Annotated in this window: 16 protein-coding genes; 13 read left to right on the top strand and 3 right to left on the bottom strand. The window is 64.2% G+C overall.

Going from position 1 to position 16,699, the window contains the following annotated elements; all coding sequences use genetic code 11:
- Positions 1-181: 181 nt before the first annotated feature.
- Positions 182-958 (bottom strand): enoyl-CoA hydratase, encoded by a 777-nt coding sequence (locus U5A67_RS32065; RefSeq protein ID WP_321817541.1) that lies wholly within the window; start codon positions 956-958, stop codon positions 182-184.
- A gap of 138 nt (positions 959-1,096) precedes the next feature.
- On the opposite strand from U5A67_RS32065, the gene paaN reads away from it, so the two are divergent.
- The 5 genes from paaN to paaK all read left to right on the top strand — a co-directional run bounded on the left by paaN (position 1,097) and on the right by paaK (position 6,786).
- Entirely contained in the window at positions 1,097-2,797 is a 1,701-nt protein-coding gene (paaN, locus tag U5A67_RS32070; protein ID WP_321817542.1) for a phenylacetic acid degradation protein PaaN, read from the top strand.
- A 97-nt stretch (positions 2,798-2,894) separates the two neighbouring features.
- Positions 2,895-4,097 (top strand): 3-oxoadipyl-CoA thiolase, encoded by a 1,203-nt coding sequence (gene pcaF, locus U5A67_RS32075; RefSeq protein WP_321817543.1) that lies wholly within the window; start codon positions 2,895-2,897, stop codon positions 4,095-4,097.
- A 66-nt stretch (positions 4,098-4,163) separates the two neighbouring features.
- Complete coding sequence (gene paaG, locus U5A67_RS32080) at positions 4,164-4,955, top strand: 2-(1,2-epoxy-1,2-dihydrophenyl)acetyl-CoA isomerase PaaG (RefSeq protein ID WP_321817544.1); 792 nt, start codon at positions 4,164-4,166, stop codon at positions 4,953-4,955.
- A 1-nt stretch (position 4,956) separates the two neighbouring features.
- Positions 4,957-5,436 (top strand): hydroxyphenylacetyl-CoA thioesterase PaaI, encoded by a 480-nt coding sequence (gene paaI / locus U5A67_RS32085; RefSeq protein WP_321817545.1) that lies wholly within the window; start codon positions 4,957-4,959, stop codon positions 5,434-5,436.
- A 51-nt stretch (positions 5,437-5,487) separates the two neighbouring features.
- Positions 5,488-6,786, top strand: a complete 1,299-nt coding sequence (gene paaK / locus U5A67_RS32090) for a phenylacetate--CoA ligase PaaK (RefSeq protein ID WP_205987733.1) — start codon at positions 5,488-5,490, stop codon at positions 6,784-6,786.
- 85 nt (positions 6,787-6,871) lie between these two features.
- Here the strand turns inward: paaK and U5A67_RS32095 are convergent, their stop codons facing one another.
- Positions 6,872-8,203 (bottom strand): murein transglycosylase A, encoded by a 1,332-nt coding sequence (locus tag U5A67_RS32095; protein WP_415767970.1) that lies wholly within the window; start codon positions 8,201-8,203, stop codon positions 6,872-6,874.
- A 131-nt stretch (positions 8,204-8,334) separates the two neighbouring features.
- Positions 8,335-8,709, bottom strand: a complete 375-nt coding sequence (gene apaG / locus U5A67_RS32105; protein ID WP_205987732.1) for a Co2+/Mg2+ efflux protein ApaG — start codon at positions 8,707-8,709, stop codon at positions 8,335-8,337.
- A gap of 299 nt (positions 8,710-9,008) precedes the next feature.
- On the opposite strand from apaG, the gene rpe reads away from it, so the two are divergent.
- From rpe to U5A67_RS32145, 8 genes are all read left to right on the top strand, one after another.
- Positions 9,009-9,704, top strand: coding sequence for a ribulose-phosphate 3-epimerase (gene rpe / locus U5A67_RS32110; RefSeq protein WP_205987731.1), 696 nt, complete (start codon positions 9,009-9,011; stop codon positions 9,702-9,704).
- The gene (locus tag U5A67_RS32115; protein ID WP_205987730.1) at positions 9,701-10,408 is read left to right on the top strand and encodes a phosphoglycolate phosphatase; all 708 of its coding nucleotides are present in this window, start codon (positions 9,701-9,703) and stop codon (positions 10,406-10,408) included. The genes rpe and U5A67_RS32115 overlap by 4 nt, the downstream gene beginning before the upstream one ends.
- 489 nt (positions 10,409-10,897) lie before the next feature.
- Positions 10,898-12,391 (top strand): anthranilate synthase component I, encoded by a 1,494-nt coding sequence (trpE, locus tag U5A67_RS32120; protein ID WP_205987729.1) that lies wholly within the window; start codon positions 10,898-10,900, stop codon positions 12,389-12,391.
- 18 nt (positions 12,392-12,409) lie between these two features.
- Positions 12,410-12,985 (top strand): anthranilate synthase component II, encoded by a 576-nt coding sequence (locus U5A67_RS32125; protein WP_027819241.1) that lies wholly within the window; start codon positions 12,410-12,412, stop codon positions 12,983-12,985.
- A gap of 16 nt (positions 12,986-13,001) precedes the next feature.
- Positions 13,002-14,030 (top strand): anthranilate phosphoribosyltransferase, encoded by a 1,029-nt coding sequence (gene trpD, locus U5A67_RS32130; protein ID WP_321817547.1) that lies wholly within the window; start codon positions 13,002-13,004, stop codon positions 14,028-14,030.
- A gap of 34 nt (positions 14,031-14,064) precedes the next feature.
- Complete coding sequence (gene trpC, locus U5A67_RS32135; RefSeq protein ID WP_321817548.1) at positions 14,065-14,850, top strand: indole-3-glycerol phosphate synthase TrpC; 786 nt, start codon at positions 14,065-14,067, stop codon at positions 14,848-14,850.
- A gap of 20 nt (positions 14,851-14,870) precedes the next feature.
- Positions 14,871-15,497 (top strand): CYTH domain-containing protein, encoded by a 627-nt coding sequence (locus tag U5A67_RS32140; protein ID WP_321817549.1) that lies wholly within the window; start codon positions 14,871-14,873, stop codon positions 15,495-15,497.
- A gap of 158 nt (positions 15,498-15,655) precedes the next feature.
- Positions 15,656-16,636: a uracil-DNA glycosylase gene (locus U5A67_RS32145; protein WP_321817550.1), complete on the top strand. Its 981-nt coding sequence runs from the start codon at positions 15,656-15,658 to the stop codon at positions 16,634-16,636.
- Positions 16,637-16,699: the final 63 nt, after the last annotated feature.

Below are 16,699 nucleotides of genomic sequence, written 5' to 3' on the forward strand. Positions count from 1 at the left end.
TTTCGTCAACATCTTTTTTTACGCTACTGCTTAAAAGATGCTGCCAGATCGAACCGCCGTGTTTCGTCGGCGGCTTCGCTGCGGTACGGCGTGCAGCGAAGGGGGCGAATCTTAGCGCTATGGACGTCGCCCCGCAAGGGGGTGGCTGCAAAAAATCCACCCGCCCTCGCCCGCGCACCGCTTATTTGTTCTTGAACGCCGGTTTGCGCTTCTCAACGAACGCGGCCATCCCTTCCTTCTGATCTTCGGTCGCAAACAGCGAGTGGAACATGCGGCGCTCGAAATGCACGCCCTCGGCAAGCGTTGTCTCGTAGGCGCGATTCACCGCCTCCTTGGCCATCATGACTGCGGGCAATGAATACTCGCTGATGGTCGTCGCGGCAGCGATCGTCTCCGTGAGCAGATCCGCAGCCGGAATCACACGCGACACCAGTCCAGCCCTCTCGGCTTCATTTGCATCCATCATTCGCGCCGTCAGGCACAGATCCATCGCCTTTGCTTTGGAGACCGCGCGCGGCAGGCGCTGCGTCCCGCCCGCACCCGGAATGACGCCGAGCTTGATTTCCGGCTGCCCGAACCTGGCGGTGTCGGCCGCGAAGACCATGTCGCACATCATCGCCAGTTCGCAGCCGCCGCCCAGCGCGAAGCCCGCGACCGCCGCGATGATCGGCTTGCGGATCGAGCGGATCGTCTCCCAGTTGCGCGTGATGTAGTCGCCCTTGTAGACATCCATGAAGCTGTAGCTCGCCATCATGCCGATGTCGGCGCCTGCGGCGAACGCTTTCTCGCTGCCCGTGATGACGATCGCGCCGATACCTTCATCCGCGTCGAACGCCTTCAGCGCCGCACCCAGTTCGTCCATCAACGCATCGTTCAGCGCATTGAGCGCTTTCGGGCGATTCAAGGTGATCAGGCCGACTTTGCCGCGCGTCTCGACCAGGATGTTTTCGTACCCCATACGTCCTCCTTCCCTCTAAAGAAAGTCCCCAAAAAAATCTTTTACGCCGAAGTTTGACTAATGCTAACATTTGCCAACCAACCGGTCGGTCAATTAATTGGCACGGGCCTCTACTCACCCCTCAATTCAAGTCGAGCCATGACACATCCGTTGTTCGCCAAGCACGAAGGCCTGCTGCAGAAAGCGTTGGCCGCCATCGAAACACGCGGGTACTGGAGCCCGTTCAGCGAAATGCCGAGCCCCAAAGTGTACGGGGAAACCGCCAGCGCAGAGGGCGAAGCCGCGTTCAAGGCGCACCTCGATCGCAGCTTCGAACTCGATCAGCCCTCGACCGGAGAAACCGTCGGCAGCGAGACTTCGCCGTTTGGCTTCGCGCTCGGTGCGCGCTATCCGAAATCGACGCCCGATCAGCTGATCGACGCCGCCCAGCAGGCGCAACGCGACTGGCGCGCAGCCGGCCCGCAGGCATGGGTCGGCGTAAGCCTCGAAATTCTCGAGCGACTGAATCGCGCGAGCTTCGAAATTGCGTTCAGCGTGATGCATACGACCGGCCAGGCCTACATGATGGCCTTCCAGGCAGGTGGCCCGCACGCTCAGGACCGCGCGCTCGAAGCGGTCACCTATGCGTGGGATCAGCTGCGTCGCATTCCGGCCGATGCGCACTGGGAAAAGCCGCAAGGCAAGAATCCGCCGCTCGCGATGCAAAAGCGCTTCGCCGTCGTGCCGCGCGGTACCGGTCTCGTGCTCGGCTGCTGCACCTTCCCGACCTGGAACGGCTATCCGGGCCTGTTCGCCGATCTGGCGACCGGCAATACGGTCATCGTCAAGCCGCACCCCGGCGCGATTTTGCCGCTCGCGATCACCGTGCGCATCGCGCGCGACGTGCTCCGCGAAGCCGGCTTCGATCCGAACGTCGTCACGCTGCTGGCGACCGATCCCAACGACGGCGCGCTCGTCCAGCAACTCGCACGGCGCCCGGAAATCAAGCTGATCGATTTCACCGGCAGCACGCAGAACGGCGACTGGCTCGAACGCAATGCCCACCAGGCGCAGGTCTATACCGAGAAAGCCGGCGTGAACCAGATCGTGATCGATTCCGTATCCGACCTGAAAACCGCCGCACGCAACATCGCCTTCTCGCTCTCGCTTTACTCGGGCCAGATGTGCACCGCGCCGCAGAACATCTATGTGCCGCGCGATGGTATCGAGACCGCCGAAGGCCACGTGAGCTTCGAAGCCGTGGCACAAGCCATCGCCGGCGCCGTCACGAAATTCGTGGCCGATCCGGCACGCGCCGTGGAAGTGCTCGGCGCGATCCAGAACGACGGCGTGACCGCCCGCATCGACGAGGCGCGCAAGCTGGGCACCGTACTCGCCGATAGCCAAACCCTCGAGCACCCGCAATTCCCTGGCGCACGCGTGCGCACGCCGCTTGTCCTCTCGCTCGACGCGGCCCGCGACGCCGCCTCGTTCACGCGCGAATGGTTCGGCCCGATCTCGTTCGTGATCGCGACCGACTCCACCGCGCAGTCGCTCGATATCGCCGGCACGACCGCACGCGACCACGGCGCACTCACGCTCTCTGTATACAGCACGAGCGACGCGGTGATCGACGCCGCTCACGACACCGCGATCACCGGCGGCGTAGCGCTGTCGATCAATCTGACGGGTGGCGTGTTCGTGAATCAGTCGGCGGCTTTCTCGGATTTCCACGGCACCGGCGCGAACCCCGCCGCCAACGCCGCGCTGGCCGACGCCGCATTCGTGGCGAACCGCTTCCGCGTGGTTCAAAGCCGCGTCCATGTTGAACCGAAAGCGGCTGCGGCAACAGTCGGCTAAACGGCCTATGCCGTTTGGCCGAATGGCGCACGAATCCCCTTCCCTCTAGCATGTCCGGCACGAGTGCACTTCCGCGCTCGTGCCGCAGGAATCCGAGATGACCGAAGCCTATATCTGCGATGCGATTCGCACTCCGTTCGGCCGCTACGGCGGCGCCCTCAAGGACGTGCGCGCCGACGACCTCGGCGCCGTGCCCATCCGCGCGCTTGTCGAGCGCAATCCCGGCGTGGACTGGCGCGCGCTCGACGACATTCTCTACGGCTGCGCCAACCAGGCGGGCGAAGACAATCGCAACGTCGCGCGTATGTCCGCGTTGCTTGCGGGCTTGCCGGCGGACGCGCCCGGCGCCACGCTCAACCGGCTGTGCGGCTCGGGGCTCGATGCGGTGGGCAGCGCCGCGCGCGCCATCAAGGCAGGCGAGGCGCATCTGATGATCGCGGGCGGCGTCGAAAGCATGACGCGCGCGCCGTTCGTCGTGGGCAAGGCAGCATCGGCCTTTTCGCGCGAATCCGCCATTTACGACACCACGATCGGCTGGCGTTTCGTCAACAAGCTGATGAAGCAGCAATACGGCGTCGATTCGATGCCGGAAACCGCAGAGAACGTCGCGGTCGATTTCAACATCAGCCGCGCCGATCAAGACGCGTTCGCGCTGCGCAGCCAGCAGAAAGCCGCACGCGCACAACAAGACGGCACGCTCGCGCAGGAAATCGTTCCGGTCGAGATTGCACAGAAGAAAGGCGATCCCGTGCGCGTAACGCTCGACGAGCATCCGCGCGAAACGTCGCTCGAAGCACTCGGCAAACTCAAAGGCGTAGTGAAGCCGGATGGCACGGTCACTGCGGGCAATGCATCGGGCGTGAACGACGGCGCCTGCGCGCTGCTGCTCGCCAGCGACACCGCCGCCAGCCAGTACGGCCTGCGCCGTCGCGCCCGCGTGCTGGGCATGGCCACGGCCGGCGTCGAGCCGCGCATCATGGGCTTCGGTCCCGCGCCCGCCACGCAGAAGCTGCTCAAGCAGCTCGGCATGACGATCGACCAGTTCGACGTGATCGAGCTCAACGAAGCCTTCGCCTCGCAAGGGCTCGCGGTACTGCGCGCACTCGGCATCGCCGACGACGATGCGCGCGTGAACCCGAACGGCGGCGCCATCGCGCTCGGTCATCCGCTGGGCGCATCAGGCGCGCGCCTGGTCACAACAGCGCTGCATCAACTCGAACGTACGCAGGGGCGCTATGCGCTCTGCACGATGTGTATCGGCGTCGGTCAGGGCATTGCACTCGCCATCGAGCGGGTCTGAGCGGCAACAGAACGGCGTAGCACACCGCCGGGCGGCAGGCGCGGCGGATACAGGAGGAGACAGGCAATGCCCTTTGAAACGATCCGCGTCGAAATCGACCCTTCCACGCATGTCGCGACAATCACACTGAACCGCCCGGACAAGCTCAACAGCTTCACGCGCGCCATGCACGGCGAACTCGCACAGGCGCTCGACGAAGTCGAAAAAGCCGGTTCGCGCGCGCTCGTGCTGACCGGTGCGGGTCGCGGTTTTTGCGCAGGCCAGGATCTCGCCGATCTCGATTTCACGCCGGGCGCGATGACCGATCTGGGCGCGCTCATCGACACGCATTTCAATCCGCTCATCAGAAGGCTGCAGGCGCTGCCGATGCCGGTGATCGCCGCCGTCAACGGCACGGCCGCCGGCGCAGGCGCGAATCTCGCACTCGCCTGCGATCTCGTGCTGGCCGCGCGCAGCGCGAGCTTTATTCAGGCTTTCGTGAAAATCGGCCTCGTGCCGGATTCGGGCGGCACATGGTTCCTGCCAAAGCGCGTGGGCATGGCGCGCGCGCTCGGACTGGCAATGACCGGCGACAAACTCAGCGCCGAAAAAGCCGAAAGCTGGGGCCTCGTCTGGCAAGTGACGGATGACGCCGAACTCGCGGCCACGGCCACCGCATTTGCCGCACAACTCGCAAAGCAGCCCACGCGCGCTATTGTCGCTACGCGTGAAGCCTTGCGCGCCTCGGCCACGAATACGCTCGACCAGCAGCTCGATCTCGAACGCGACCGGCAACGCGAACTCGGCAATTCGCATGATTACGCGGAAGGCGTGCAGGCCTTCATCGAAAAACGCGCACCGCGCTTCGAGGGTCGCTGATATGTCCACATCCGCATCGATTCGCGCCCACGCCGACATGTCGCCCGACGAACTCGCACGCGCCACCGCGCAGGCCATGTACGAAACCGATGGGTGCAGCCGCGCGCTCGGCATGGAACTGCTCGAAGTGCGCGCCGGCTACGCGCGCCTGTCCATGGCCGTGCGGCCCGAGTTTCTCAACGGTCATCAGATCTGCCACGGCGGCATGATCTTCACGCTGGCCGATTCGACCTTCGCGTTCGCGTGCAACTCGTACAACGCAAACACGGTCGCGGCGGGTTGTGCGATCGAATTCCTGCGCCCGGTCCAGCCCGACGACGTGCTCACCGCCGAAGCCGTCGAACAGGTGCTATCCGGCCGCACCGGCATCTACGACATCCGCGTGACGAACCGCGCAGGCGAAGCGGTGGCGATATTCAGAGGCAAATCCGCACAGATTCGCGGCACCGTGATTCCCATCGAAGGCCAGGCGGAAGACTGAACAAAAAGCCAGCCCGCCCCGCAAACCATTCTTATAGTTACGGAGACATTCATGACTACCACGCTGCCGCTCGAGCCGATCGAAACGGCCAGCCGCGAAGAACTCGCGGCGCTTCAGCTCGAACGGCTGAAATGGTCGCTCACTCACGCGTACGAGCATTCGCCGGTATATCGGCGCAAGTTCGACGAAGCGGGCGTCCATCCGTCCGAACTGAAAACGCTCGCCGATCTCGCGCGCTTCCCGTTCACGACCAAGAAGGATCTGCGCGACAGCTATCCGTTCGGGATGTTCGCGGTGCCGCAGGAGCAGATTTCGCGCATTCACGCGTCGTCGGGTACGACGGGCAAGCCTACGGTGGTCGGCTATACGGCGAAGGATATCGATACGTGGGCGAATCTCGTCGCGCGGTCGGTGCGGGCGGCGGGCGCGCAGCGTGGCGACAAGGTGCATATCAGCTACGGCTACGGTCTGTTCACGGGCGGTCTCGGCGCGCATTACGGCGCGGAGCGCGCGGGTCTCACGGTGATTCCGTTCGGCGGCGGCCAGACTGAAAAACAGGTGCAACTGATCCAGGATTTCCGCCCCGACATCATCATGGTCACGCCCAGCTACATGCTGGCGATCGCCGATGAGATGGAGCGTCAGGGAATCGATCCGGCGTCGACGTCGCTGCGCATCGGCATCTTCGGTGCGGAGCCGTGGACCAACGACATGCGTACGGCGATCGAAAAGCGCATGGGCATCAAGGCCGTCGATATTTATGGGCTCTCCGAAGTCATGGGTCCGGGCGTGGCGTCCGAGTGCGCCGAAACCCAGGATGGCCCGACCATCTGGGAAGACCACTTCTATCCCGAGATCATCGACCCGGATACCGGCGAAGTGCTGCCCGACGGCGAATTCGGCGAACTCGTTTTCACCTCGCTCACGAAGGAAGCGCTGCCGATCGTCCGCTATCGCACGCGCGATCTCACGCGTCTGCTGCCAGGCACCGCGCGCACCATGCGCCGCATGGAAAAGATCACGGGCCGCTCGGACGACATGCTCATCATCCGCGGCGTGAACGTGTTCCCCACGCAGATCGAAGAACTGCTGCTCAAGCAGCCCGCGCTCGCGCCGCACTATCAGATCGTCCTCACCAAGGAAGGGCCGATGGACGTGATGACGCTGAACTGCGAGCCCTGCCCCGAAACCGCGCCCGACTATGGCGCGCTCGATGCCGCGGCGAAGGCGCTCGCTTACGACATCAAGGCGCTGATCGGCGTGACGGCGAAGATCAATGTGCTGGATGTGAACGGTATCGAGCGTTCGGTCGGCAAGGCGCGCCGCGTGATCGACAAGCGGCCTAAATAAGCTCAGCGAATCGAACAACGCATGCAGCAACAAAAAAGCCGGCATGAGCCGGCTTTTCACATCTGCCCGAGCGTCGCGAAAGCGCTCAGGAATTCGGGAACAGCAGCCACATGCGGCCGCCCTGCTTCATCTTGCCGGCCAGGTCGCCCGCGTCGTCGCCGAGACCCCAGAAGTAGTCGGCGCGCACGCCGCCCTTGATCGCCGTGCCCGTGTCCTGCGCGAACACGAGGCGATTGAGCGGCGTGTTCGTGAGCGGTCGCGTGGTCGTCAAAAACACCGGCGTGCCCAACGGGATCGACGAAGGATCGACGGCAATCGAGCGCTCCGGCGTGAGCGGCACACCCAGCGCGCCGATCGGGCCATCTGCGCCACCTTGCGCCGCGCTCTCGGCCGACGGCATTTCGCGGAAGAACACGAAGCGCGGATTGGTATCGAGCAGCGCATCGACGCGCGTCGGATTTGCGCGCGCCCAGGCCTTGATGCCCTGCATGGTCGCCTGCGCGGGCGTGAGTTCCCCGCGATCGAGCAGCCAGCGGCCAATCGACTTGTACGGCTGATTGTTGGTGCCGCCAAAGCCCACGCGCATCACGCTGCCGTCTTCCATGACGACGCGCCCCGAGCCCTGCACCTGCAGGAAGAACGCTTCGATCGGATCGTCGACCCAGACAAGTTCGTTGCCGTTGAGCACGCCAGAGCGCTCGAGCTGCGCGCGTACCGGCAGCGGCGTGCCCGCGCGATAACCGGACGGCCAGCGATACAGCGCAGTCTGATAAATGCCGTGGCGCGTGCGCGAGCCATGCAGCAGCGGCTCGTAGTAACCGGTCACGAGACCGTCGAGCGTGCCGTCGTTATTGGCGAATTGATACGGCGTGAAGTACGTCTCGAAGAAGGTGCGCGCGCCCGAGGCGTCGAGATCGTCGAGTTGCGAAGCCGCCGCACAGGCGCGCTGCCAGCGCGGTTCGCGCGCCAGCCGCGTGCAGTTGGCGCGCAGCGCGGCCGTCGCGCCAATCAGCGAATCGTCCTGCCAGCCTGGCACCTGCTGCCACGCCACCGGCGTGAGACGCGCGGCCGCGATCTGGCCGGGCAAGGTGGGCGCGCCCTTGGGCGGCGCCGTGCGCGTGTAGTTCGAACCGCCGCACGCGGCCAGCAATGCCGCGAGCGTTGCCGCACCGATCCAGCCGGCGACCTGCTTGCCGAGCCGCGTGCCCGCGCGCTTCGTCGCACGCGTCGAAATGAACCGGCGCACCGATGCGCGCGCCGCCGTTAATTCCGGCATCAGGCCGGAAGTGCGCGCCAATTCTGGCGCACAATCTGCGTTGTTTTCGATGGAAGCCGCCATGTCTGATCTGCTCGACGAATACCCGATGCTCATGTTTGGGCTGGAAGCGCTGCTCGCGCTCTTCCTGTTGATTTTCATCGTTGTATGGACCGCGTCGGGCAGGAAAAAGCGAGCCCCGCACGACCGGCGTGACTAGCAGACCCCAAATTCGGGCAACGGTTCAAAACGATAACGGCAACAGGTGAAATGGCGCGCGCCAACGCTTCAGTTCAGTGAAGCGTGCGCGGCATGCGCAGGACGAACTCGGGCACGGGTGCCTCGAAGCGCTCGGCGTCTTCGGCCACGCAGAAGTATTCGCCGCGCATCGTGCCTACGGGCGTGGCGATCACGGCCCAGCTCGTGTACTCGAACTGCTCGCCTGGCTTGAGCAACGGCTGATGGCCGACCACGCCGAGCCCCTTCACTTCCTGCACGTGGTCTTCGCTGTCCGTGATGACCCAATGGCGCGCGATCAGTTGCGCGCTCACCTGGCCGGTGTTGCGAATCGTCAGCGTGTAGGCGAAAGCATATTGCCGGCGCTCCGGGTCCGATTCTTCGGGCAGGTAGCGCACCTGCGAGGTCACGCTGAATTCGTACTGACTCATCCTTGTTCCATGTGCCGGGCCACTTGGCCGCTGTGACGGGCCGCCCGATATGCGGGGGACATGGGATGGCATTCTGCTTGATGCGCCCGCCCCCCGCAACCCGGCATCGCCCGCAGATCCGCCTCCGGCGCGGCTCGCCAGTCTGTCCCCGCGCGGTCGGCTTCGTCTGCTTTCGCACCAGCGCGGTGCACCGTCCTGGCCGGATGGCCAACGTTGCCGGAAAGCGCCTTCGGACGAGCAGGCCGCCCTCGCTCTGACGGTAAAATACGGTTTTCCCGTCTGTCTTTCCGATTGCCGCCATGACGCAATTCCGCATCGCTCCCAGCATCCTCTCGGCCGACTTCGCGCGGCTTGGCGAGGAAGTCCGTAATGTTGTCGCCGCCGGCGCCGACTGGATTCACTTCGACGTGATGGACAACCATTACGTGCCGAACCTCACCATCGGCCCGCTCGTGTGCGAGGCGATCCGCCCGCACGTGGACGTGCCCATCGACGTGCATCTGATGGTGCGCCCGGTCGACCGCATCGTGCCCGATTTCGCCAAGGCCGGCGCGAACCTGATCAGCTTCCACCCGGAAGGCTCGGATCACATCGACCGCACGCTGTCGCTGATCCGCGACCACGGCTGCAAGGCCGGTCTGGTGTTCAACCCGGCCACGTCGCTGAGCTATCTCGACCACGTGATGGACAAGGTCGACCTCGTGCTGATCATGTCGGTGAACCCGGGCTTCGGCGGCCAGTCGTTCATTCCCGAAGCGCTCAACAAGCTGCGTGAAGCACGCGCGAAGATCGACGCCTACACAGCGCGCACCGGCCGCGAAATTCACCTTGAAGTGGATGGCGGCGTGAAGATCGACAACATCGCCGAAATCGCCGCAGCAGGCGCAGATACCTTCGTCGCCGGTTCGGCCGTGTTCGGCAAGCCCGATTACAAGGCGGTGATCGACCAGATGCGCGCGCAGCTCGCCACGGTCAAGGGCGCGGGCGCGCAATGAGCGCCACCGTCAAGTTCACGGCGCCGCGCATCGAAGCGGCGCTGATCGACCTCGACGGCACCATGGTCGATACCGCCGACGACTTCGCCGCCGGCCTGAACGGCATGCTCGCCCAGTTCGACGCCGAGGAAACCACGCGCGAAGAAGTGATGGGTTATGTCGGCAAGGGTTCGGAACATTTGATCAAGAGCGTGCTCGCCCCGCGTTTTGCGCAAGATGAAGCCCAGTCGCGCTTCGACGAAGCGCTGGCGCTTTATCAGGACGAGTACGCGAAGATCAACGGCCGCCACACGCATCTGTATCCCGATGTGGAAGCGGGTCTGGCCGCGCTGCGCGATCAGGGTATTCGTCTTGCCTGCGTGACCAACAAGCCGCATCGCTTTGCCGTCGAGCTGCTCCAGCAATACGGCCTCGCGCGCTACTTCGAGGTCGTGCTGGGCGGCGACAGTCTGCCGAAGAAGAAGCCCGATCCGCTGCCCATGCTCACGGCGTGCGAGCGCCTGGGCGTGAAACCGCAGGCGGCCGTCGCTATCGGCGATTCGGAAAACGACGCGATCGCCGGCCGTGCAGCCGGTGCGGCAACGCTCACGGTGCCCTATGGCTACAATCACGGCCAACCTGTACAAAAAATTGAGTCGGATGGTATAGTTGCCACGCTGCTTGAGGCGTCCAACGCCATCGCAGCACACAATCTTCTGACCTAAGTTCTGTACTTACCGTCACCTTATCCTCATGTTTCTGAATAAAAAACGGAGTCTGAGCAGCATCGACCGGGGAGCCTGGCCCTGGCGTCGCTGGTCGCGCTAACCTCACTCGAGGTTCGCTGAAGTCGCGCGCAAGCTCCTCTTCAGCTCCGTTTTTTACTTCGCTGCGCGCTTGCGCGTGTTTCGTCCCACTCGTCTCTACACTGTTGCGGTTACCCGTCGGCTGGTTTTGCCGTGGGCTTTCGCCGTCCTTGCATGCCGATCTCGCGCATGCCGGGCCGCCAGCGCCTACGCCACACCTCGCTGCCGATTGTCCGCACTCCGGCCCGGCAAGTGCTCGCGCACCTGCACGACAACGGGCCGCACGAGCGAGCGCCAGCGTACTCAAGCACTCAAAACAGACGCCATCGCGCACACGCCGCGCCCCTTTTTGAGCCGCACTGGGCCCGCACCCGACGTCGCGAACGGCAGCACGCACAGGATCGGAACATGACCGAACTCGAATTTCAGTCCCTCGCCAACGAGGGCTACAACCGCATCCCGCTGATCGCCGAAGCACTGGCCGATCTCGAAACGCCGCTTTCGCTGTATCTGAAGCTCGCGCAACCCGAGCGCGGCGGCGCCAACTCCTTCCTGCTGGAATCCGTCGTGGGCGGCGAGCGCTTCGGGCGCTACTCGTTCATCGGCCTGCCCGCACGCTCGCTGATCCGCGTGAAAGACGGCGTCTCGGAAGTCGTGCGCGACGGCCAGGTGATCGAAACGCACAACGGCGATCCGCTCGAATTCATCGCCCAGTACCAGTCGCGCTTCAAGGTCGCGCAGCGTTCGGGCCTGCCGCGTTTCTGCGGCGGCCTGGCCGGTTACTTCGGCTACGACGCGGTGCGTTATATCGAGAAAAAACTCGCGACGACCTGCCCGCCCGACGATCTCGGCCTGCCCGACATCCAGCTGCTGCTCAGCGAAGAAGTCGCGGTGATCGACAATCTCGCGGGCAAGCTCTACCTGATCGTCTACGCCGATCCGCAAACGCCCGAGGCCTACACCAAGGCGAAACTTCGCCTGCGTGAGCTCAAGCAGCGTCTGCGTGCCACGGTGCAGCCGCCGGTCACGACGGCGAGCGTGCGCACCGAGACCTATCGCGAATTCAAGAAGGACGATTACCTCGCGGCCGTGCGCAAGGCGAAGGAATACATTGCGGCGGGCGAGCTGATGCAGGTGCAGGTCGGCCAGCGCCTGACCAAGCCGTATCGCGATAATCCGCTCTCGCTGTATCGCGCGCTGCGTTCGCTGAACCCGTCGCCGTACATGTACTACTACAACTTCGGCGAATTCCACGTGGTGGGCGCGTCGCCGGAGATTCTGGTGCGCCAGGAACAGCGCGGCGAAGACCGCATCGTGACGATCCGTCCGCTCGCCGGCACGCGTCCGCGCGGCAACACGCCCGAGCGCGACGCCGAACTCGCGACCGAACTGCTCAACGATCCGAAGGAGATCGCCGAGCACGTCATGCTGATCGACCTCGCGCGCAATGACGTGGGCCGTATCGCCGAAATCGGTTCGGTGACGGTGACCGACAAGATGGTCATCGAAAAGTACTCGCACGTGCAGCACATCGTGAGTTCGGTCGAAGGCAAGCTCAAGCAGGGCATGACGAATTACGACGTGCTGCGCGCGACCTTCCCCGCCGGCACGCTGTCGGGCGCGCCCAAGGTGCGCGCGATGGAACTGATCGACGAACTCGAACCCGTGAAGCGCGGCCTGTACGGCGGCGCGGTCGGCTATCTCTCGTTTAACGGCGAGATGGATCTGGCCATCACGATCCGCACGGGCGTCATCCACAACGGCAATCTGTATGTGCAGGCCGCAGCCGGCGTGGTGGCCGATTCGGTGCCCGAGTCGGAATGGCAAGAGACGGAAAACAAGGCGCGCGCCGTGCTGCGCGCCGCCGAGCAGGTGCAGGACGGCCTCGACAGCGACTTCTGATTTGAGCGGAGATAGACCATGTTGCTCATGATCGACAACTACGATTCGTTTACCTACAACATCGTCCAGTACTTCGGCGAGCTTGGCGAAGACGTCCGCACACATCGTAACGACGAAATCACCATCGACGAGATCAAGGCGCTCAACCCCGAGCGCATCTGCCTCTCGCCGGGCCCGAGCAATCCGCAGAACGCGGGCATCACGCTCGACGTGCTGCGCGAATTCGCCGGCAAGACGCCGATTCTGGGCGTGTGCCTCGGCCATCAGGCTATCGGCGAAGCATTCGGCGGGCGCGTCGTGCGCGCCAAAACCATCATGCACGGCAAGGTCAGTCAGATCGAAACCGATTGCAAAGGTGTGTTCGCCGATCTGCCGAAGCACTTCAACATCACGCGCTATCACTCGCTGGCGATCGAGCGCGAATCGCTGCCCGATTGCCTCGAAGTGTCCGCGTGGACCGAAGACGGCGAAATCATGGGCGTGCGCCACAAGACGCTTGCGGTCGAAGGCGTGCAGTTCCATCCGGAATCGATTCTCTCCGAGCACGGCCACGCGCTCTTCGAGAATTTTCTGAAGCAGACCAAGCGCGCGTAAAGCGGGAGGCACGAACATGATTACCCCTCAGGAAGCGCTGCAACGCACGATCGAGCACCGCGAAATCTTCCACGACGAGATGCTGCATCTCATGCGCATGATCATGCGCGGCGAGCTGTCGCCGGTGCTGTCGTCGGCCATCATTACCGGCCTGCGCGTGAAGAAGGAAACCATCGGCGAAATCACGGCGGCCGCGACGGTGATGCGCGAATTCGCGAATCACGTCGAGGTGAAGGACAACTCGAATTTCATCGATATCGTCGGTACGGGCGGCGATGGTTCGCACACCTTCAATATTTCCACGGCGTCGATGTTCGTCGTGGCGGCGGCGGGCGCGAAGGTCGCCAAGCACGGCAATCGCGGCGTCTCCAGCAAATCGGGCAGCGCGGATGTGCTCGACGCGCTCGGCGTGAATATCGATCTGCAACCGGATCAGGTTGCCGCGTCGATCGCCGAAACCGGCATGGGTTTCATGTTCGCGCCCAACCATCATCCGGCGATGAAGAACATCGCCGCCGTGCGCCGCGAACTGGGCGTGCGCACCATCTTCAATATCCTCGGCCCGCTCACCAATCCGGCCGGCGCGCCCAATCAGTTGATGGGCGTGTTCCATGCCGATCTCGTCGGGATTCAGGTGCGCGTGATGCAGCGCCTGGGCGCGAAGCACGTGCTCGTGGTGTACGGCAAGGACGGCATGGACGAAGTGTCGCTGGGCGCGGCCACGCTCGTGGGCGAACTGAAGGACGGCGAGATTCGCGAGTACGAAATTCATCCGGAAGACTTCGGTCTGCAGATGGTGTCGAACCGCTCGCTGAAGGTCGAAAACGCCGACGAATCGAAGGCCATGCTGCTGGGCGCGCTGTCGAACGAAGCGGGCACGGCGCGCGAAATCGTCGCGCTCAATTCCGGCACGGCGCTCTATTCGGCGAACGTAGTCGATTCGATCGCGGACGGCATCGCGCTTGCACGCGAGACCATCGCCAGCGGCCGCGCGCGCGCCAAAGTCGATGAACTGGTACGCTTCACGCAACAATTCAAGCGCTAACCCGCTGATCCAGCACCGTTTTTAGCAGACCATCATGAGCGACATCCTCCAGAAAATCATCGCGGTGAAGCACGAAGAAGTGCGCGCCGCCGAGCAGAGCGCCCCGCTCGAAGAACTGCGTCTGGCCGCGAGCACGCGCGATCTGCGCGACTTCGTCGGCGCGATGCGTGCGAAACACGCGAACGGCCAGGCGGCTGTGATCGCCGAAGTGAAGAAGGCCAGCCCATCGAAAGGCATCCTGCGCGAGAACTTCGAGCCCGCCGAAATCGCGCGCTCGTATGCCGATCACGGCGCCGCCTGCCTTTCCGTGCTCACCGACGTTCAGTTCTTCCAGGGCAGCGTCGAGTATCTGCAGGCCGCGCGCGCCGCGTGCGATCTGCCGGTGCTGCGCAAGGACTTCATCGTCGATCCGTACCAGATCGTCGAAGCGCGCGCGATGGGCGCCGATGCGATCCTGCTGATCGCCGCCGCGCTCGAACCGCAGCAGATGCGCGATCTCGAAGCACTGGCGCACTCGCTCGGCCTCGCCGTGCTGGTCGAGGTGCACGACCGCGAAGAACTCACGCACGCGCTCACGCTGAAGACGCCGCTCATCGGCATCAACAACCGTAATCTGCGCACCTTCGAAACGACGCTGCAAACCACCATCGGCATGCTCGACGATGTGCCGGAAGACCGCATCGTCGTGACGGAATCGGGCATTCTGTCCCGCGCCGATGTCGAGAAGATGCGCGAACTGGCCGTGCATTCGTTCCTGGTCGGCGAGGCGTTCATGCGCGCCGAACAACCGGGCGCGGAACTCGCCCGCATGTTCTTCTAAGTTTCGGGATACAGGCTGTCATGGGTATCGAACGCGAAATCAAGCTCGCGCTGCCGCAGGATCAGGTGGACGCCGCGCTGCGTTTCTTCGAAACGCGCGCGGGCGCGCCTGGCCACGCGATCCGGCTGGAGAACATCTACTTCGACACGCCGGAACTGACGCTCGCGCGCGCGAAAAGCGCGTTGCGTCTGCGCCGTGCGCCGGAAGGCTGGCTGCAAACCTTCAAGACCGTGGGTGTGGCGCAGAATGGTCTGCATGCGCGGCACGAGTGGGAAATGCCGGTGGCGGGCGAAGCGCTGGAAGTCGGCAAGCTGCTGCACGAATGCGATGAAGCGGGCGTTTCGACGGCGCTTTCCGCCGCGGCTGCGAACCTGATTCCGCTCTTTCGCACCGACTTCACGCGCACGCTCTGGACCTTGACGGTGGCGGGCACGCAGGTCGAAGCGGCGGTCGATCAGGGCGAGATCGTGGCCGAGGTGAACGGTGCAACCCGCCGCGCGCCCATCTGCGAAATCGAGCTGGAACTGAAAGACGGCGACGAAGCTGCCCTGCACACGCTCGCGGATGAACTCGCGAAAGCGCTGCCGGGCCTCGCCCCGGACGACATCAGCAAGGCCCAGCGCGGTTACAGGCTGCGCGAAGGCTAAATCCAGAACTCTCAGGCGGCGCGATACAATCGCGCCGTTTTTTATCGCCCGACACTTTCAGCGCGAACCCGCAGTTAGTTGCACAACAAATACCGAAGCGCCCCACGCCGCGCCCGCCGCATTGAACCGCCGCGAGTTTGCTGCGACACTTCCCGCCCATGACATCCACGAAACGCACGCGCGCCGCGACGTCGGTGCAAGCCTCGCTCTTCGACGACGCTCTGCCCGACCTCGCGCAGGCCACGCTGGACGACCCGGCCTTGCCTGAAGTCGATCCGCGCCAGATCACGATTTTTTCGCTGTTCGGGGATGACGAATTTCCGCTGCCGGCTGCCACGAGCACCGCAGCAACCCTGCAAGACGCCGCACCCGTGCCCGCACCTGCTCCCGCCAAAACCATGACCCAGACCGCTGCCGCACCCGCGCGCCTCGAAGACCAGTTCGCCGCCCTGCCCGCTGCGTGGCGCGGCCTGCTCGATCCGTTCATCGCCAGCGACGCCTTTGCGCCGCTGTGCACATTCGTCGACGCCGAGCGCGACGCGGGCAAGACCGTCTATCCCGCCGATGTGTTCCGCGCGCTGCGCCTGACCTCGCCCGACGACGTCAAAGTGGTGATCCTCGGCCAGGACCCGTATCACGGCGACGATCGCGGCACGCCGCAGGCGCATGGCCTGGCGTTTTCGGTACCGCCGGGCGTGCGGCCGCCGCCGTCGCTGCGCAATATGTTCAAGGAGATCGCGGCGAGCCTGGGCATCGACGCGCCCGCGCACGGTTGTCTCGACGCCTGGGCGCGTCAGGGCGTGCTGCTGCTCAACACCGTGCTGACGGTCGAACGCGCCAACGCCGCGAGCCATGCGAAGCGCGGCTGGGAACGTTGCACCGATACGCTGATCCGCGAACTCGCCACGCGTCACCAGAATCTGGTGTTCATGCTCTGGGGCGCGCATGCGCAGAACAAGCGCGCGCTGCTCGGCAATGGCAAGCATTGCGTGCTGGAAGCGCCGCATCCGTCGCCGCTTTCGGCGCATCGCGGCTTTCTGGGCTGCGGGCATTTCGTGCAGGCGAACGCCTACCTGCAGGCCCACGGCCGCCAGCCGATCGAATGGCGCTTGCCGGAAGTCGGCGAAGTGCTCGCCTGAGGTTTTTCTCGCCAGCACAAACGCCATAAAAAAACGCCACGAAATCGCTTTCGTGGCGTTTTT

The organism is Paraburkholderia sp. J69-1 (assembly GCF_905220255.1).
Lineage (GTDB): Bacteria > Pseudomonadota > Gammaproteobacteria > Burkholderiales > Burkholderiaceae > Paraburkholderia.